Source organism: Lentzea sp. NPDC020367, assembly GCF_044387305.1.
GTDB lineage: Bacteria > Actinomycetota > Actinomycetes > Mycobacteriales > Pseudonocardiaceae > Lentzea.
In genome coordinates this window covers 253,537-272,065 of record NZ_JBIRVV010000006.1, presented here as the reverse complement: position 1 = coordinate 272,065, position 18,529 = coordinate 253,537, and the positions used below count along the sequence as shown (strand labels likewise).

14 protein-coding genes and 1 riboswitch are annotated in these 18,529 nt (G+C 69.8%); of the genes, 6 read left to right on the top strand and 8 right to left on the bottom strand.

Annotated features, from left to right (window positions below):
- The first annotated feature begins 37 nt into the window (after positions 1-37).
- Positions 38-2,581, top strand: a complete 2,544-nt coding sequence (locus ACH413_RS26460) for an AAA family ATPase (protein ID WP_360031849.1) — start codon at positions 38-40, stop codon at positions 2,579-2,581.
- A gap of 56 nt (positions 2,582-2,637) precedes the next feature.
- A complete protein-coding gene (locus ACH413_RS26455) occupies positions 2,638-3,153 on the top strand; it encodes an EF-hand domain-containing protein (protein WP_360031851.1) in 516 nt (171 codons plus the stop codon).
- Here the strand turns inward: ACH413_RS26455 and folE are convergent.
- Positions 3,141-3,689 carry a GTP cyclohydrolase I FolE gene (gene folE, locus ACH413_RS26450; protein WP_360031853.1) on the bottom strand — a complete coding sequence of 183 codons (549 nt, stop codon included), beginning with the start codon at positions 3,687-3,689 and terminating at the stop codon, positions 3,141-3,143. The genes ACH413_RS26455 and folE overlap by 13 nt on opposite strands.
- 55 nt (positions 3,690-3,744) lie before the next feature.
- Between folE and ACH413_RS26445 the strand changes: the two genes are divergently transcribed.
- Entirely contained in the window at positions 3,745-4,422 is a 678-nt protein-coding gene (locus tag ACH413_RS26445) for a helix-turn-helix domain-containing protein (RefSeq protein ID WP_360031855.1), read from the top strand.
- Here the strand turns inward: ACH413_RS26445 and cobN are convergent.
- Positions 4,383-7,946: a cobaltochelatase subunit CobN gene (gene cobN, locus ACH413_RS26440; protein ID WP_360031857.1), complete on the bottom strand. Its 3,564-nt coding sequence runs from the start codon at positions 7,944-7,946 to the stop codon at positions 4,383-4,385. The two genes, ACH413_RS26445 and cobN, sit on opposite strands and share 40 nt — an antisense overlap.
- Positions 7,947-7,980: 34 nt before the next feature.
- Positions 7,981-8,116, bottom strand: a riboswitch (cobalamin riboswitch).
- 8 nt (positions 8,117-8,124) lie between these two features.
- Here cobN and ACH413_RS26435 point away from each other — a divergent pair.
- From ACH413_RS26435 to ACH413_RS26425, 3 genes are read left to right on the top strand one after another with little or no spacing between them, the layout of a single operon-like run.
- Positions 8,125-9,105: a hypothetical protein gene (locus ACH413_RS26435; RefSeq protein ID WP_360031859.1), complete on the top strand. Its 981-nt coding sequence runs from the start codon at positions 8,125-8,127 to the stop codon at positions 9,103-9,105.
- On the top strand, positions 9,102-9,722 hold the full coding sequence (locus ACH413_RS26430) for a precorrin-8X methylmutase (protein ID WP_360031861.1): 621 nt from the start codon (positions 9,102-9,104) through the stop codon (positions 9,720-9,722). Before ACH413_RS26435 ends, ACH413_RS26430 begins: the two co-directional genes overlap by 4 nt.
- Positions 9,719-11,185, top strand: a complete 1,467-nt coding sequence (locus ACH413_RS26425) for a precorrin-2 C(20)-methyltransferase (RefSeq protein WP_360031863.1) — start codon at positions 9,719-9,721, stop codon at positions 11,183-11,185. The genes ACH413_RS26430 and ACH413_RS26425 overlap by 4 nt, the downstream gene beginning before the upstream one ends.
- Here ACH413_RS26425 and ACH413_RS26420 read toward each other — a convergent pair.
- From ACH413_RS26420 to ACH413_RS26395, 6 genes are all read right to left on the bottom strand, one after another.
- Positions 11,157-11,858: a cobalt-precorrin-6A reductase gene (locus tag ACH413_RS26420; RefSeq protein WP_360031865.1), complete on the bottom strand. Its 702-nt coding sequence runs from the start codon at positions 11,856-11,858 to the stop codon at positions 11,157-11,159. The genes ACH413_RS26425 and ACH413_RS26420 overlap by 29 nt on opposite strands.
- Complete coding sequence (gene cobM / locus ACH413_RS26415) at positions 11,855-12,595, bottom strand: precorrin-4 C(11)-methyltransferase (protein WP_360031866.1); 741 nt, start codon at positions 12,593-12,595, stop codon at positions 11,855-11,857. Before cobM ends, ACH413_RS26420 begins: the two co-directional genes overlap by 4 nt.
- A complete protein-coding gene (gene cbiE / locus ACH413_RS26410; protein ID WP_360031868.1) occupies positions 12,592-13,746 on the bottom strand; it encodes a precorrin-6y C5,15-methyltransferase (decarboxylating) subunit CbiE in 1,155 nt (384 codons plus the stop codon). The genes cobM and cbiE overlap by 4 nt, the downstream gene beginning before the upstream one ends.
- On the bottom strand, positions 13,727-14,107 hold the full coding sequence (locus ACH413_RS26405; protein ID WP_360031870.1) for a TIGR03618 family F420-dependent PPOX class oxidoreductase: 381 nt from the start codon (positions 14,105-14,107) through the stop codon (positions 13,727-13,729). The genes cbiE and ACH413_RS26405 overlap by 20 nt, the downstream gene beginning before the upstream one ends.
- A 74-nt stretch (positions 14,108-14,181) precedes the next feature.
- A complete protein-coding gene (locus ACH413_RS26400; RefSeq protein ID WP_360031872.1) occupies positions 14,182-16,731 on the bottom strand; it encodes a chitobiase/beta-hexosaminidase C-terminal domain-containing protein in 2,550 nt (849 codons plus the stop codon).
- Positions 16,732-16,863: 132 nt separating this feature from the next.
- Positions 16,864-18,528 (bottom strand): aminotransferase class V-fold PLP-dependent enzyme, encoded by a 1,665-nt coding sequence (locus ACH413_RS26395; RefSeq protein WP_360031873.1) that lies wholly within the window; start codon positions 18,526-18,528, stop codon positions 16,864-16,866.
- Position 18,529 lies beyond the last annotated feature (1 nt).

Here is an 18,529-nt window from a genome sequence, read left to right as displayed (position 1 = left end):
TCCGCTGATACTTTCAGCGGCGGATTGTGGAGAGATCTTGGAAAACCGGCTGAAAGTGTGGTGCGCCGGAATCAGCGATCAGGTGGCGCCGGGGACGACCACGGTGGTGGAAGGCGCACCCGGCACGGGCAAGACGGCGGCGCTGGACGACCTCGCCGCGCGCTGGGCGGGGCAGGTGGTGCGAGCGCGGGGCAGTGCGCTGGAAGGCGACCTGCCGTTCGGGGTCGTGGCACAGCTCTTCGACCTGGTCGACCCGGATCTCGTGCCCGCGGAGGCGATGAGTGCGTTGCAGCTCACAGCCGCGACCGCCGATTTCCCCCTGTTGCACGGTGTCTACCGACTGGCCGCCGCACTGGCTTGTCGCGGTGACCTGCTCATCGTCGTGGACGACGCGCACTGGGCCGATACCGCTTCTCTGCGCTGGCTGGCGTATCTGGCGTTGAGGGTGCAACGGCTGCCCATCGCTCTCGTGCTGGCCGTGGGCACGGGCGAGCGGTGTGACGATCCTTCTTACGGCGAGATCATGGCTGCGTGCCAACGGGTCACGCTGGACAACCTGACGCCGGCCGAGATCGGAGTGCTGGTCACGTCGGCGTTGGGTGAGGCGGCGCCCGAGTTCGTGACGGCCTGTGTGGAGGCGACCGGCGGGAACCCGTTGACGGTCACGCGTCTGCTCAGGGCGTTGGCGGAGGACAAGGTGCCACCGACCGCCGAAGCCGCGTGGCGGGTCTCCCACCGGGGTGCGGAGGTGGCCGGCGAGATCATGACCGCCCGGTTGCGCCGCCGTCCGGCCGCCGTGGTGGCCACGGCTCATTGCCTTGCGGCCCTGGGTTCTTCACCGCATCCCGGCGTGCTGGCCGAGCTGACCCGGCTCAGTCCCGTCGAGCTCGCCGAGGCGGTCCGGACGGTCGAGTTGCTCGGCGTGGCAGGGCCCGCGGTGCTCGACGACATGCCGGCCGGTGCCCGGGCCGCGTTGCATCTTCGGGCCGCACGGTCGTTGCGCACCCATGGCGCTTCGGACCGGGCCGTCGCCGACCACCTGCTGGAGACCTCGCCCGGCCTGGAGCCGTGGGCGGGCGAGGTGCTCGACCGGGCCGCGCAGGAGGCGGTGAACCAGGGCGACACGTCGGGTGCCGCGCGGTTGCTGTGGCGGGCGTTGCGCGAACCGGTGGCGAACCCGTCACGGGCGTTGCGGCTGCTGGGAATCGCCGAGCTGGTCGGCAACCTGCCCGGCGCGACGGCCCGGCTGCGCGAGGCGTTCCAGTCCGATGTGGACGACGTCGAGTCCGCGGTGGCCCTGTCGTACGCGCTGCACGCCGAGAGCAACCCGGCCGAGATCGCCGCGGTTCTGGCCGGTTCTCCGCTGGCACAGGCACATCTGGCCGTGCACGGGCTGGTGTGGCAGGAGGCCGTGCCGTCGTCGGTGCCGCTCGACACGCCCGCCGGGGTGCTGCACCACGTGATGGTCGGGGACATCAGTGCCGCGGAAGCGGTTCCGCTCGTGTCCGCCTCGGGCGTGCTGTCGTCGCTGGCGTCCGCGATGACGCTGAACCTGGCCGACTCGCTGGACGAGGCGCTGGCCGTGCTGGACGAGGTCGACCGCGCGCAGGCTCCTGCGTTGCGGGCGCTGACGAACGTGATGCGCGCGAACGTCCAGCGCCGCAAGGGAGATCTCGTCTCGGCCCGCGCGGACCTGGAGGTCGCGGCCGACCATCTGCGTCAGGACCGGCGCTGGCACGCGGTGTCCACGTGGCACGCCGCGTTGCTCGCCGACATCCTGCTCGAGGAGGGCCGTCTGGACGAGGCCGCCGTGGTCATCGCCGAGGCCTCGACGGACGAGGCGCGGCGCGTGTGGTCGTACGGCGGCGTGCTGACCGTGCGCGGACGGATGCTGACCGCGCGAGGCGACGATCACGAGGCCCTGGAAGCGTTTCTGGCCGCCGGACGGCACTGCGCGGCGTGGCCGTACCGCAATCCGGCGGCGCTGGCGTGGCGTTCCGGCGCGGCGTTGGCGAGCGCGGCCATGGGCGACGGCGAACGGGCCCGCGAACTGGCCATGGAAGAGGTCACGCTGGCCCGCGACTGGGGCGCGCCCAGGGCGTTGGGCATGGCGTTGCGCGCGGCCGGCCGGGTGACGGCGGGTGCGGCCGGGCGGACGTTGCTGGAAGAGGCCGTGCGGGTGCTGCGCGGCTCCCCCGCCCGCCTGGAGCTGGCGCGCGCGTTGGTCGACCTCGGCGTCGTGGTGCGCCGTCAGGGCGGCACGGCGTTCGCGCGCACCTGTCTGCGTGACGCGATGGACCTGGCGCAGAAGTGCGGATCCTCGGCGATGGCCGCGCGGGCCTACTCCGAACTGGTGGCGACGAGCGCCGGACCTCGGCGGATGCGGCAGACCGGGCCGACCGCGCTCACCCCGACGGAGCACCAGGTGGCGGAACTGGCGGCACGCGGCCGTTCGGATGACGAGATCGCGTCCACGCTGCTCATGCCCGTCGGCGGCGTCGAAGGAGTGCTGTCGGGGATCTACCGCAAACTCGGGGTGTCCGGCCGTTTGCAGCTGGCCGATGCTCTGTTCGTGGACTAGTTCGGACCCGTTCGGCCGATGGTTCCCGTTGCGGCATTCGGCCTATGGTCCTGCGCATGGCGAGCGAATTTCAGCGCAGCAAGGTGCACCTGGTGTTCGGCGCGATGGACGTCACCGGTGACGGCTATCTGACCGAGGAGGACTTCCGGCTCCTCGCCGCGCGCTGGGCCCAACTGCGCGGCAGCGACGAGAAACTGCTGTCCCAGGTGATGCTCGGCTGGTGGACGACCCTGCAGTCGGCGGCGGGCGGCGCGGCCAGGGTGACGCTGGACGACGTGCTGAACGTCGTGGACGTGCTGCCCACGAACATCGAACCGGTGCTCGGCACCGCGGACGCGATGTTCGGTGCCGTGGACGCGGACGGCGACGACTACGTGTCCGAGGAAGAGTACCGGGTGATGATCGAGGCCTGGCTCGGCCACGAGGGCACGACCGACTTCTCCGTCCTGGACCTCGACGGTGACGGCAGGCTCTCGCGGGCCGAGTTCGCCACGCTGTGGGCGGAGTTCTGGGCGGGCGACAACGCGGACGCCGCCGGCTCCTACGTGTTCGGACCGGTTCAGGCGGCCTGAACGAGGGAGAAGAACTCCTGGCGTGACGCGGGGTTCTCGCGCAGCACGCCCTGCAACGCCGAGGTGACCGTGCGGGATCCGCTGACCCGCACGCCTCTCAGCGACATGCACATGTGCTCTGCTTCGATCACGACGCCGACTCCCTTGGGCTGCAGGTGTTCCTGCAGCCAGTCGGCGACCTGCTTCGTGAGCCGTTCCTGCACCTGCAGGTCGCGGGCGAACATCTCCACCACCCGCGCGAGCTTCGACAGGCCCAGGATCCGTTCCCCCGGCAGGTATCCGACGTGCGCGACACCGTGGAACGGCAGCATGTGGTGCTCGCACAACGACTGCACGGGGATGCTGCGCGCCAGCACGAGTTCGTCGTAGCCCTCGTCGTTCGGGAACGTCGTCATGGTGAAGGCGCGCGGGGTCAGCATCTCCTCGTAGGCCTCGGCCACACGGCGCGGGGTGTCGGCCAAGTGCGCCGAGTACGGGTCCTTGCCCAGTGCCTTGAGCAGGTCCGTGACCGCTCGCTGCGCCGCCTCGACGTCCATGTTCGCCACGGTAGATCCGTTCGCCGAATTTAGTCAACAAGAGTAGGTTTTAGAGATGGCCGACCCCGTCGCCGCCGTCGCGGCCCTCGACGAGCCGAACCGCCGCAGGCTCTACGACTTCGTCGTGCACCACACCGCGCCCATCAGCAAGGACGAGGCCGCGCAGGCCGTCGAACTCCCCCGCACGACGGCCGCGTTCCACCTCGACAAGCTGGTCGAGATGGGGTTGCTCACAGTGGTGCACCAGCGCCGATCCGGCCGCAGCGGACCTGGCGCGGGCCGTCCGGCGAAGCTCTACCAGCGCTCGGAGCAGCAGATCGAGGTGTCGCTGCCCGACCGCCGCTACGAGGCCGCGAGCCACCTGGTGACGGACGCGTTGATGGAGGCGGAGAGCACCGGCGAGCCGCCGCGCGAGATCCTGAACCGGCGTGCCCACGAATGGGGCGCGAAGCTGGCCTCCACCGCCTCGGGCGATCTGACCGGGGCGTTGGAGGACTTCGGTTTCGAGCCCCGGTCCGAGGGCGAGGAGATCTTGCTCGGCAACTGCCCGTTCCACAGCCTGGCGCAGCGGCACGCGCAACTGGTGTGCGGCATGACCCTGTGCCTGATCAACGGCCTGCTGGAAGGGATCAAGGCGAACGGCGTGTCCGCCCGCCTCGATCCGTCACCAGGTCACTGCTGCGTACGGGTCGTTCAGACGCCGTCTTCCAGGTCACCCTCGGTCTCGAGGTAGGCCGCCCGCAGCGCGTCCAAAGTGGACTCCTCCGGGTGCTCCCACATCTTGCGCTCGGCCGCCTCCAGCAGCCGCTCGGCGATGCCGTGCAACGCCCAGGGGTTGCTGGTCTGCAGGAACTTCCGGGTCTCCGGGTCGAGCACGTACGACTCGGTGAGCTTCTCGTACATCCAGTCCGCGACGACACCGGTCGTGGCGTCGTAGCCGAACAGGTACTCGACCGTCGCCTGCAGCTCGAACGCGCCCTTGTAGCCGTGGTTGCGCATCGCCCCGATCCAGCGCGGGTTCACCACGCGGGCGCGGAAGATCCGGGAGGTCTCCTCCGTCAACGTGCGCGTGCGGACCGCCTCCGGTCGCGTGCTGTCACCGACGTACGCGGCGGGTGCCTTGCCCGTCAACGCCTTCACCATCGTGACCATGCCGCCGTGGTACTGGAAGTAGTCGTCCGAGTCGGCGATGTCGTGCTCGCGGGTGTCGATGTTCTTGGCCGCCACCGCGATCCGCCGGTACGCCGACTCCATGTCCGCACGCGCCGCCACGCCGTCCACGCCACGCCCGTACGCGTAACCGCCCCACACCGCGTAGACCTCGGCGATGTCGGACGAGTCGCGCCAGTTGCGGCTGTCGATCAACGGCAGCACGCCCGCGCCGTACGCGCCCGGCTTGGAACCGAAGACGCGCAACGTCGCCCTGCGCTGGTCGCCGTGCTCTTCCAGGTCCTTCAGCATGTGCGCCCGCACGAAGTTCTGCTCCGCGGGCTCGTCCAGCGCGGCCACCAACTGCACGGCATCGTCCAACATGGACACGACGTGCGGGAAGGCGTCCCGGAAGAACCCGGAGATGCGGATCGTGACGTCGACGCGCGGCCTCTCCAGTTCCTCCAGCGAGATGACCTCGAGACCGGTGACGCGGCGCGACTGGTCGTCCCACACCGGCCGCACGCCCAGCAGCGAGAACACCTCGGCGATGTCGTCACCGGCGGTGCGCATCGCGGACGTGCCCCAGACCGACAGACCGACCGAGGGCGGCCACTCGCCGTCGTTCTCCTCGCGGTAGCGGGCGAGCAGCGAGTCAGCCATCGCCTGGCCGGTCTCCCACGCGAGTCGCGACGGGATGGCCTTCGGGTCGACCGAGTAGAAGTTGCGGCCGGTCGGCAGCACGTTCACCAGGCCGCGCAACGGAGAACCCGACGGGCCGGCCGGAATGTAGCCGCCGTCCAGCGCGTGCAGGACGTTCGTCATCTCGTCCGTGGTGCGCGCCAGACGAGGCACGACCTCGACCGCCGCGAACTCCAGGATCTTCTGCACGTCCTCGGACTCGTGCAGGGTCTTGGCCACTTCCCGGTCCCAGCCCGCGTCCTCCATGGCCTGGACGAGTCCGCGCGCGATCTCCTCGATCGCGTCGACGTCTTCACGGCCGGTCGTCGTGAGCCCGAGCGCCTCGCGCAGTCCGGGCAGCGCGGCGACCTGACCTCCCCACATCTGCCGCGCCTGCAACATGGCGAGCACGAGGTTGACGCGGACGCTGCCGGTCGGCGCCTCGCCGAGGACGTGCAGACCGTCGCGGATCTGGACGTCCTTGACCTCGCACAGCCAGCCGTCGACGTGCAGGATGAACTCGTCGAACTCCGCGTCGTGCGGCCGGTCCTCCAGGCCGAGGTCGTGGTCGAGCTTGGCGGCCTGGATCAGCGTCCAGATCTGCGCGCGGATCGCCGGCACCTTCGCCGGGTCCATCGCGGAGATGTTGCCGTACTCGTCGAGCAACTGCTCCAGGCGCGCGATGTCGCCGTAGCTGTCGGCGCGGGCCATCGGCGGGACGAGGTGGTCGACCAGCGTGGCGTGCGCGCGCCGCTTGGCCTGCGTGCCCTCACCGGGGTCGTTGACGAGGAACGGGTAGACCAGCGGCAGGTCGCCGAGCGCCGCGTCCGTGCCGCAGGACGCCGACATGCCGACGGTCTTGCCCGGCAACCACTCCAGGTTGCCGTGCTTGCCGACGTGCACGACCGCGTCCGCGCCGAAGTTCGACTCGATCCACCGGTACGCCGCGAGGTAGTGGTGCGACGGCGGCAGGTCCGGGTCGTGGTAGATCGCGATGGGGTTCTCGCCGAACCCGCGCGGCGGCTGCACGATCACGACGACGTTGTTGGACCGCAACGCGGCCAGCACGATCTCGCCGTCCTTGGACTTGGAGTGGTCGACGAAGAGCGTGCCCGGTGCCTCGCCCCAGTGCTCCTGCATCGACTCGCGGAAGTCTTCGGGCAGCGTCTCGTAGAACTCCCGGTAGTCCGCCGCGGCGATGCGCACGGGGTTGCTCTCGAACTGCTCCTGCGTCAGCCAGTCCGCGTCCTGGCCACCGGCCGCGATCAACGCGTGGATCAACGCGTCGCCGTCCAGCTCCTGCACGCCCGGCAGCGCGTCACCGATGTCGTAACCGTGCTCCTGCATGGCCTTCAGCAGCCGCACGGTCGACGCCGGCGTGTCCAGGCCGACCGCGTTGCCGATGCGGGAGTGCTTGGTCGGGTACGCCGACAGCATCACCGCGATCCTGCGCTCGGCCACCGGGATGTGCCGCAGCCTGCCGTGCCGGACCGCGATGCCCGCGACGCGCAGCGCCCGTTCCGGGTCGGCCACGTAGACGGTCAGCCCGTCCTCGTCGATCTCCTTGAAGGAGAACGGAACCGTGATGATCCGGCCGTCGAACTCGGGGATCGCGACCTGGGTCGCGGTGTCCAAAGGAGACAGTCCGTCGTCGTTCTCGTCCCACGAGTCGCGGCTCGACGTGAGGCACAACCCCTGCAGGATCGGCACGTCGAGCGCGGCCAGCGCGCCGACGTCCCACGCGTCGTCGTCGCCACCCGCCGAGGCCTTCGCGGGGTTCGTGCCACCCGCCGCGAGCACCGTTACGACGAGCGCGTCGGCCTGCCTGAGGGTGTCGAGCAGCTCGGGTTCGGCGGTGCGCAGCGAGGAGCAGAAGACCGGCAGGGGCTTGCCGCCCTTGGCCTCGATCGCGTCGCACAGGGCGTGCACGAACGCCGTGTTCCCGGCCACGTGGTGCGCCCGGTAGTAGAGCACCGCGACCGTCGGACCTTCTGGCGTTCCCTCGCGCTCCAGCACACCCCACGTGGGGGTGGCGGCGGGGGCCTCGAAGCCGTGGCCGGTCAGCAGCACGGTGTCCGACAGGAACTTGTGCAGCTCGGTGAGGTTCGCCGGACCGCCGTGCGCGAGGTAGAGGTGCGCCTCGGCGCACACGCCACCGGGCACCGTCGACAGCTCCATCAGCGCCGCGTCGGGCTGCATCTCACCGCCGAGCACCACCACGGGCAGCCCGCCGGCCAGCAGCCAGTCGAGGCCTTCCTCCCACATCCGGCGGCCGCCGAGGATGCGCACGAGGACCAGGTCCACGCCGTCGACGAGCACGGGCAGGTCGTCGGTCGTGAGTCGCGCGGGGTTGCCGAGCCGGTACTCGGCACCGCTCGCACGCGCCGACAGCAGGTCGGTGTCGGAGGTCGACAGCAGCAGGATCACGCAGGCTCCATCCCTCGTGGGGTCCTCGCCCCAAAATGCGGGTGACTGGCGAAGCGGAGTTCCTGACTCCCAGCGGTGTTCGCTGGTCACAGTGGCGGGACCGCGCCGGATTCACACCGGCTTCCTCCTGCGCTTCGTCGTTCGGGCTCACCCTAACCGGCGGGTTACAGTCCGACCTATGCGTAGTCACCCGGACGCCTGCCCCGGCGCCGTCGAGCTGCACGCCGCGGCCGACGGCGGGCTGGCGCGCATCCGGGTACCCGGCGGCACTCTTTCCGCTGCTCAGTGGGACGTCGTGCGCCTCGCCGCGCTCGAACTGGGTTCCGGCTCGATCGAGCTGACCTCCCGGGCGAACCTCCAGATCAGGGGCCTGGCGGACGGCGTGGAACTGGGCACGCGACTGACCGCGGCCGGGCTCCTGCCCTCCGCGTCGCACGAGCGGATCCGCAACATCATCGCGGCACCGCTGGAGGACAACCAGGCACTGGTCGACGCGATCGACACGGCCCTGTGCGCGGACCCGGCGCTGGCGGATCTGCCGGGCAGGTTCCTGGTGACGGTCGGGGCCTCGGTGAGCGGGTTGGGAGGGGACTTCGGCCTGGTCAACGACGTGCTTCTGCTCGCCGGTCGCGACACCGGCGTCCGCGTCACCGACCCCGTCGACGCGGTGGTGACCGCCGCCCGCCTCTTCCAGCAGCTCCGCGGCCAGGCCTGGCGCCTGTCCGAAGTGGACGACGGTGTGCGAAAGATCACCGCTCACTTCGGTGCCACCGACGCCCCGCGCATCACCCCGGCTGTGACGCCTGTCGCACCTTCACCTTTGACGCCAGGCGTGCCGCTCGGCCGGCTCGACGCTCACCAGCTCCCCGGCGTCGCCCTCCGCCTGACCCCGTGGCGCAGCCTGGTCGTCCCCGAAGGCACCGACACCACCGGCCTGATCACCGACCCGGCCTCCCCGTGGCACGGCGTCAGCGCCTGCACCGGCCGCCCGGGCTGCGCGAAGTCGCTCTCCGACGTGCGAGCTGACGCGCGAGCCTGGCTCGGAACCCCGCACGACCGCCCCGTTCACTGGTCAGGCTGTGCCCGCCGCTGCGGTCGTCCCGCAGGCGATGTGACCGAGTTCGTCGCGACCGGCGACGGCTACGAGGAGATCCGTTGACGCAGTACATCAAGGACGGGGCGGAGATCTACCGCCAGTCCTTCGCCACCATTCGCGCGGAGTCGGACCTCACCAGGTTCCCCGGCGACGTCGCGAAAGTCGTCGTCCGCATGATCCACGCGTGCGGCATGACCGATCTGCCGACCGACGTCGCCTTCTCGCCGAACGTCGTCCGCGACGCCCGTGCGGCACTGCGGGCGGGCGCGCCGATCCTGTGCGATGCCAACATGGTCGCGTCCGGCGTGACCCGCCGCCGCCTGCCCAAGGACAACGAAGTCCTTTGCTACCTGGGAGATCCGCGCACCCCCACGCGAGCCCAGGAGATCGGCAACACGCGCAGCGCCGCCGCGCTCGAACTGCTCGCGGACCGGTTCGACGGCGCGGTGATCGCGATCGGCAACGCCCCCACGGCGTTGTTCCACCTCCTCGACCTGATCGCCGCCGGAGCTCCGCGACCCGCCGCGGTACTGGGCATCCCGGTCGGGTTCATCGGGGCGGCGGAGTCCAAGGAAGCTTTGGCCGCAACGGATCTGGAGCACCTCGTGGTGCGCGGCCGGCGCGGCGGCAGTGCCATGACGGCGGCGGCCATCAACGCGATCGCGAGCGAGGAAGAATGACGGGCAAGCTCTACGGCGTCGGCCTGGGTCCCGGCGACCCGGAACTCGTGACGGTCAAGGCCGCGCGACTCATCAACGAAGCCGACGTGGTGGCGTTCCACAGCGCCCGGCACGGCAAGTCGGTCGCGAAGACCATTGCGGCCCAGTACTTCCGCAGCCAGGACGATCCGAACCCGCAGATCGTGGAACAGCTCGTCTACCCGGTCACCACCGAGGACACGGACGACTACCAGGGCGAGATCGACGCCTTCTACGAGGAGGCCGCCGCCAAGCTGGCCGCGCACCTCGACGCCGGCCGCGACGTCGTCGTGCTGGCCGCCGGGGACCCGTTCTTCTACGGCTCCTACATGCACATGCACAAACGCCTGGCCGACCGGTACGAGTGGGAAGTGGTCCCCGGCGTCACGTCCGTCAGCGGTGCTTCAGCAGTGCTCGGCACTCCGCTCGTGGAACGCGACGAGGTGCTCACGATCCTGCCGGGCACGTTGCCGCCCGCCGAGCTCGCGACCAGGCTCGCCGACACCGACAGCGCCGCGATCCTCAAGCTGGGCCGCACTTTCGCCAACGTCCGCGCGGCCCTCGAAGCGTCCGGCAGGCTCGACGGCGCGTGGTACGTCGAACGCGCCACCACCGGCCGCCAGAAGATGTCGCCGCTGGCCGACGTCGATCCCGAGAGCGTCCCGTACTTCTCGCTCGCCCTGCTGCCGAGCCAGTCCAAGCCCGCCAAGCCGAAGGGCGAGGTCGTGGTCATCGGCCTCGGCCCCGGCTCCCGCGACTGGCTCACCCCGGAGGCCCGCCAGGAGCTCGAGGCCGCCGACGAACTGGTCGGCTACAGCACCTACCTCAACCGCGTTCCCGAGCGGCCAGGCCAGAAGCGCCACTCCTCGCACAACCAGGTCGAGTCCGAACGCGCGGCCTTCGCCCTGGATCTCGCCCGCAAGGGTGCGCGGGTCGCCGTCGTGTCGTCGGGCGACCCCGGCGTCTTCGCCATGGCCACCGCGGTGCTGGAAGTCGCGGCGGAGTCCCCGGACGTGCCGGTGCGCGTCATCCCCGGTGTGACGGCCGCGAACGCCGTGGCGGCCAAGGCGGGCGCGCCGCTCGGGCACGACTACGCGGTGATCTCGTTGAGCGACCGGCTCAAGCCGTGGGACGTCATCGCCGAACGCCTCGAAGCCACCGCCAAGGCCGACCTGGTCATCGCGATCTACAACCCGGCGTCCAAGGCCCGCACCCACCAGGTGGCGGACACGCGCGACCTGCTGCTCCAGCACCGCGCCCCGGAGACGCCGATCGTCGTCGGCCGCGACGTCGGCGGCCCGGAGGAGGAGATCCGCGTCCTCACGCTCGGCGCCCTCGACCCGGCCACCATCGACATGCGCTGCCTGCTGATCATCGGCTCGTCGCAGACGATCGTGACGCCTCAGGGCGTCGTCTTCACGCCCCGACGGTACCCAACCAGCTGACGGCAGCGTCGACGTCGGCCACCGTTTCCGCAGGCGGGAGCGGTGGCCGACGCACGATCACGACCGGCACCCCGAGCTGACGAGCGGCTTCGAGCTTGGCCGACGTCATCGAGCCGCCGCTGTCCTTGGTCACCAGGACGTCGATCTCCCGGGACCGCATCAGCTCCAGTTCACCGTCCACAGTGAACGGACCGCGCGACAGCAGCACCTCGATCCGTTGTGGCAGCGGCGGTTCTGGCGGCTCGACCATCCGCGCCAGGAACCACTGCGGGCACGCGGCGAACTCGGCGAGGTCCTGCCGGCCGGTCGTCAGGAACACCCGCGCCCCGGGCAGGTCCCGCGCGGCGTCGGCAACGCTGTCGACCCAGTGCCAGCCGGGCTGCGGGGAGAACCCCGGCCGGCGCAGGATCAGGAACGGGACGCCGAGCCGGGAGCAGGCCTCGAAGGCGTTCGCGGTGATCTGCTGGGCGAACGGATGGGTGGCGTCGACCACGGCCCGGACATCGTTGTCACGCAACCACTGCGCGAGCCCGTCGACACCTCCGAACCCGCCGATCCGAACCTCACCGGCAGGCAACCGAGGCGCACTCACCCGACCCGCCAGCGAAGAAACAGCGGGTACACGCGACGCGAGCTCCCGAGCCTCCCCCGTCCCGCCGAGGATCAGGATCATCGAACGCGCGTGGCCGAGTACAGGTGACTGTCCGGGAACTGCGTCGCTCCCAGCACGTTCCCCACGATGATCACCGCGGTCCGCTTGATCCCGGCGGCCTCGACCTGCGCCGCGATGTCGTCCAACGTCCCGCGCAGCACGACCTCGTCCTCACGGGACGCATACGCGACGACCGCGACCGGGCAGTCCAGGCCGTAGTTCGGCACGAGCTCCGCGACCACGTCCGAAATCCGCTGCACGGCCAGGTGCAGCACGAGAGTCGCGTGACTGCAACCCAACGTGTCCAGGTCCTCACCGTCCGGCATCGGCGTGGCCCGCTGCGAGGTCCGCGTGAGGATCACCGTCTGCCCGACGCCCGGCACGGTCAGTTCGCGCTGCAACGACGCCGCCGCGGCCGCGAACGCCGGCACCCCGGGCGTCACGTCGTAAGCGATCTCCAACGCGTCCAGCCGGCGCATCTGCTCGGCCATCGCGCTGAACACCGACGGGTCCCCGGAGTGCAACCGGGCCACGTCCAGCCCCTGCTCCGAGGCCGCGACCAGCTCGGCGACGATCTCGTCCAACGTGAGCGACGCCGTGTCGACCTTGCGCGCCCCGGCAGGACAGAATTCCAGCAACTCCACGGGCACCAACGCACCCGCGTACAGACACACGGGTGACGACTCGATCAGCGCACGCCCCCGCACCGTGATCAGGTCGGCCGCTCCGGGCCCGGCCCCGATGAAGTGCACAGTCACTTGGTAACGCTCCACGTCGTCACGGGCATGTGCGGCCGCCAGCCGGTGAACTTGCCGACCGCCGAGCCGCGGTTCACCGCGATCCGGACCAGGTCGCCGCCGAGCCGTGCGTACCACTGCGCCACCACGGCCTCGGACTCCAGCGTCACGGCGTTCACCACCAGACGACCGCCGGAAGCCAAAGCGTCCCAGCAGGCCTGCATCACGCCGGGCACGGTCACGCCACCGCCGATGAAGATCGCGTCGGGCTTCTCCAGCCCCTCCAACGCGTCCGGCGCCCGTCCGATGTGGACCTCCACCCCCGGCACGCCCAGAGACGCAGCGTTACCGGCGATTCGCTCTGCGCGTTCGGCCGACTGCTCGATGGCGATGACGCGGCACGTCGGATGCGTCCGCGCCCACTCGATCGCGATGGAACCCGATCCGGCCCCGACGTCCCACAGCAACTGCCCCGGCAGAGGCGCCAATCTCGACAGCGAAATAGCCCGCACCTCTCGCTTCGTCAGCTGGCCATCGGATTCGTAAGCGTCATCAGGCAGTCCGGGAACCCGTGAGAGAGCGCTCCCGCGGTACTCGACCGCGATCACGCACAGCGGGTCCGAGTCCTGCCCGGACCAAGGGTAAACCCGCTCGGCGGGCCCACCTAGCTGTTCGAGCACAACGATCTGCCCAGACGCTCCGACGACTTCGGCCACAGCTGCCGGGTCACCACCGAGCACGAGCACACGCCGTCCCGGAGTCAACACGGGCCGTAGCAAATCGACCGAACGCGCAACCAGGGAGACGACCTCGACCTCGTTCAACGCCCACCCGAGCCGCGCACAGGCCAGCGACACGGACGACGGATGCGGGATCACCGTCACGCGATCGCCGAGCAACCGGACCAGGGTCGTGCCGATGCCGTGGAACATGGGGTCGCCGGACGCCAGCACGCACACGTCCCGGTACTTCTCGAACAGCTCGGGCAACGCCGGTACCAGCGGCGACGGCCACGCGACCCGTTCGAACTCCCCCGGCACCAGGTCGAGCTGCCGCCGCGACCCCATCAGCACACGTGACCGGGAAACAGCCTGCTGAGCGGAGGGCGACAGCCCGTCCCACCCGTCGGCGCCGATGCCGACGACAACGACGTCAGACGGTGCCGGTGACACGCCGCACCTGGATCTCGATCACCACGCGCTGCGGGTTCACCCGCGGCTGCTTGTAGCGCAGCGCATACCGCCGCACGGCCTCGTCGACGGATTCCACGTCGTCGCGCACGACCGCCGGACCCTCCAACGTGGACCAGCGCCGACCGTCCACCTGGCACACAGCGGCGTACCCGGCGTTGCGCACGTGCTTGACCTTCCACGACGCACCGGACGTGATGACCCGCGCGACACCGGCCTCGGCGTCGAGCGTGACCCCGACCGGGACGACGTGCACAGTCCCGTCGGGACGGACGGTGGACAACGTGCACAGGTGCCGTTCTGCCCAGAACTCGGCGAACTCGGCGCCCCGCTCGATCGACATGGCCGCATCATAGGTGGCGGCAGCGATACGGCCCGTCACCAGGAGGAGGTGACGGGCCGTATTTCAGGGCAGCACTACGGGTAGTTGATGACGTTCACCGGCACGGTGCCCGGCGGTGTCACCGCCCCCACGTCGTTGATCACGTGCGTGATCGTTCCCTGGTAGTTGAGCGACACGGTCAGCAGGTTGTGCATCCGCACGCCGGATCGGTTGGGCACCTCGAACGCGTGCTCCGCTCTCACCGACGGGTTGACGTTGAAGAAGCAGTAGCTGCCGAGCCCCCACGCCTCGTGCGTGGTGACGTTGTCCCCGACCTTGTAGGCCGCGTAGCCCGTCACCCCGTTGGGCGCGTTCCAGGCCGCCTGGTTCGGCACGTCGTACGGCATCTCGTTCTGGTAGAAGATGGTCCGTCCGCCGTTGCCGTTCCAGATGACCTGGTACTTCTGGTAGTGCTCGACGAACAGGCCGGTGGCCAGCACGTCGTTGCCGTTCACGACCAGGCCGGTGTCACCGATGGCCTCGTTCCAGCCCCAGGTGCCGGCGTTGCCGTGGTCGGCGCGCCAGATCCAGCTGTGGTCGATGATCGTGTTGTTGCTGTTGACGACGAGGCTGTTCGTCGCCTTGCCCGCGACCGCACCGCCGACGCGGAAGAACACGTCCTGCAGCGTGGTCGGGTTGGACGCGTGCGAGGCCGAGGAGCCCGCCGGGCCGACGGTCAGCAGCGAACTCGAGAGCGTCGTGCCGGCGTCGAACAGGATGCCCTTGATCCGCACGCCGTCGACGTCCGCGACCTGCATCGCGGTGACGCCGTTCTGCGGCACGATCGTCGCGTAGCCGATGCCCAGCACGACGGTGTTGGGCCGCGTGATGTTGATCGTCTGGTTGACGTTGTAGATGCCGGGCGTGAAGAACAGGTTGCAGCCCTGACCCAGTGCCGCGTTGATCGTCGCGGCGGTGTCGCCGGACTTCACGACGTAGAACTGGCTCATCGGCAACGAGGTGCCGGGAGTGCCGCCGTTGATCCACGACGCACCGGAAGCGTTGGTGCGCAAGGAGGGCAGGAACACCCGGTACTGGCTGCCGTCGAGGTACAGGTACGGCACGTCGCGCGAGATCGGCGTCGTCGCGAGGTTCGTCGACGGCGGGTTCGGGAACGTGGTCGCGGGTGCGCCCGGCGTACCGGAGAACACCATGTTCCACACGCCGCCGTTCCAGCTGCCGTAGTTCGTGTCCCGCGTGTACCACTGCTGCTGCGAGACCGACGCCGTCTGACCGGACACGCGCGTGTCGGCCGTGTAGCCACCGGACGCGAACCCGTACGAAGCCGGGTAGAGCGCCAGGTTGCCGCGGACGTCCATGCGGCGGAACGGCGCGGCCTGCGCGACGGCCCACCGGTTGGTGCCACTGGCCGGGTTGACGGCCATGTTCTCGGCGGAGCGCCAGAAGTTCTGCAGCGCCACGCCCTTGTCGGACTCGTTGAACGCGTCCACGGTGATGTCACCGTTGATCAGCACGTCACCGGGGTTGCGGCCCAGGCCCGAGACCGACGTGTAGTAGCCGACGTCGTCGTGGATGCCGCTGTAGGTGCCGGGCTTGAACAGGTGCGCGACCCGGCGGGGCGCCATCTGCGCGGTCAGCGTGTCCTTCTGGTTGTTGAAGTCCGTGTCGAGCTGCGCCTGGATGCTCGTCGCCGACATGCTCGGGTCGAAGATGCGCGTGTTCGGCCCGAAGTTCGGGTTGTCGGACTGCGTACAACCCTGCTGCGTGCCGATCGTGTACGTCGCGCTGGCCACAGCGGAGTTCGCGAGGCCGGACTTGATCCCGATCGCGTTGATGGTCCTGTTGCTGGACACGGAGATCGGGCCGCTGTACAGGGTCGACGACGAGGTCGGCGTCGATCCGTCCACTGTGTACCGGATCGTCGAACCCGAGGTCGCGGTGGAGATCGTCACCGTCTGCGCGGACGCGTAGGCGCCGCCCGGCGGGCTGAACGTCGGCGTCGCGACCGGCGTGCCGATCACGTACGACGCGCTGCCGACCGACGAGTTCGCCTGACCCGACTTGATACCAATCGCGTTGATGGTCCTGTTGCTGGGCACCGAGATCGGGCCGCTGTACAGGGTCGACGAGGAGGTCGGCGTCGAGCCGTCGATCGTGTAGCGGATCGTCGCGCCGGACGTGGCGGTCGAGATCGTCACCGTCTGCGCCGACGAGTACGTGCCGCCGGGCGGGCTGAACGTGGGCGTCGCGACCGGTTGCGACGCGCCGTTGTGGGTGTAGCTGAAGTGCGGTGTGTCGTACTGCGGCCCGGATTTCTCGTAGGTGAACCAGTAGTCGATCACCGTGCCGGACGACAGCGACCCGACGGTCTTCTGCCAGGTCCCGGCGTTGTTGGTCATCCGGAAGTTCTGCTGACCTTGGCCGGAGATCAGGTAGTGCACGTCGACGTAGACAGCAGGGGTCGTCGGCGTGAAGTTGATCCGGGCTTGAGTCGCGTCGATCGCGGTCACGTTCTGCGTGTAGTCGTCGGCCGCGTGTGCAGCCTCGACCGTCGCCAATGACGACAGGGCAATCGCTACGGCGGCCAGTCCGCGCCGCCATCTCACCTTTGAGAGCGCTCTCACACCTGGAACGGTAAAGCCGAGATGACGGTGAGGGAAGACGTAAGTTGCGGAAAGGTCCCAGACTCCACCGGAACGCGAAGGGCGACCGGGACCGTTTCCGCCCGAACAAGCAGACGTGCCACCGGAACCCGGTCAGGTCCCCCGGTTCTCGTTGAGGTAGTTGTAGATCGTGTAGCGGGTGACCTCCAGGACGCCCGCCAGGTGGTCGACCGAGTCGCGGATGAGGAAGAAGCCCGCCTCGTCCAGCACCCGGACGACCTGCGACTTGTGCACCTTCTTCATCAGCTCGACGGGCACGCCCACATCGGCGATCGCCTTCTCGACCAGCACGCGCTGAAGCGTGTCCACGTCCTGTGGAAACGACTCCACGGGCCCGGAAGCCTCGTGTGCCGCGAGTTTGTTGACACACAGGCAGCCCACGGCGACGCCGGCCGCGTCGCGCACGAAGGTCGTCGACGACCAGATCGCGCGGCCGTCCGGGGCATAGGTCTCGTAGCCGGGCATGTCGGTGGTCGTGCCCCGGCGGACCAGGCCCAGCAACAGGTCGGTCATGGGGCCGCCCACCTGGCGGCCGGTGAGCGAGCCGGCGATCGCGATGATCGAGTTCGGCAGGCGGGACAGGTCGTGCACCACGACCTCGGTGTCCGGGCCCAGGGCCGAGGCGAGGCTGTCGATGGTCGGCACCAGCGCGGACAGCGCGGCCGGGATCGGGGAGGAAGCCGAGGCGGACAACGACTTCAGGGCCGCCCGCAGACGTTCCAGCGTTGCCCGCGACGTGGTGGCGTGCGGTGACAGGCGGACGTGCTCCGGGCGGACCGTGGCGGTGATTCCGAAGGCGTTCAACGCTTCCCCGACCACCGAGGCGGCCTCGGGCATGGTGAAGGCCAGGATTCCGGCACGGCGTTCGCGGGCGGACACGATCTTGCCGCCGCTCGACAGCACGATCTCCTCGACCTCGGCGACGATCTCGCCCACCGCCGAGTCCAGCGCGGAAACGCCTGCCAGCTCGACGAGTTCCAGGGCTTCCGCGAAGGCGCCGGACACGACCGGGGAGAGGTTCGTGATGTTCCAGGAGGCGGCGTCCGGTGCGGCGTCGTGCACCGCGTCGTCGAACAGCCCCGCGTCCACCGCGCCGGTCCAGCCCGACAGCACCGGTGTCAACCGCTCCAAAGCGCGGTCCGACAGCACCACGAAACCGGTGCTCCACCCGGCGCGCAACCACTTCTGACCGCCGACCACCAGCACGTCGGCCAGTTCCCACGGCTCGTCGACGACGCCGAAGCCCTGGATGCCGTCCACGATCAGGAGACGGTCACCCACGACCTCGCGCAACGTCGCCAGGTCCGCGCGGTAGCCGGTGCGGAAGTCCACAGCGGACACCGACAGAGCGGAAACGTCACCGGTCAGGTGGGTTGCCACGGCAGCAGGATGCACCGGACCGTCCAGCAAGACCGACGGAAGTCCCGCCCGCACCCACGGATAGGTGTTGGACGGGAACTCCGCCGCCGAGTACATGACCGTGCCCGACAGGCCGAACGCCGCCTGGAACAGGCCGATCGACGTGTTCGGCACCAAAGCCACGTGGTCGGTGTCGGTGCGGCACAACCGCGCGACAGCAGCCTTGACCCGTTGTTCCTCGCGCATCAGCGTGTCCACAGTGGACGGCCCGGCGAGGGACGCTTGTTCCATCAGGCGCGAGGTGGCCGTCACCACCGCCAAAGAGGGTGGGCCGAAGCGGGCGAAGTCGAGATACCCCTCCGGTTCGCGGAACTGGGCGAGGTACGGGGCGTCGATCAAC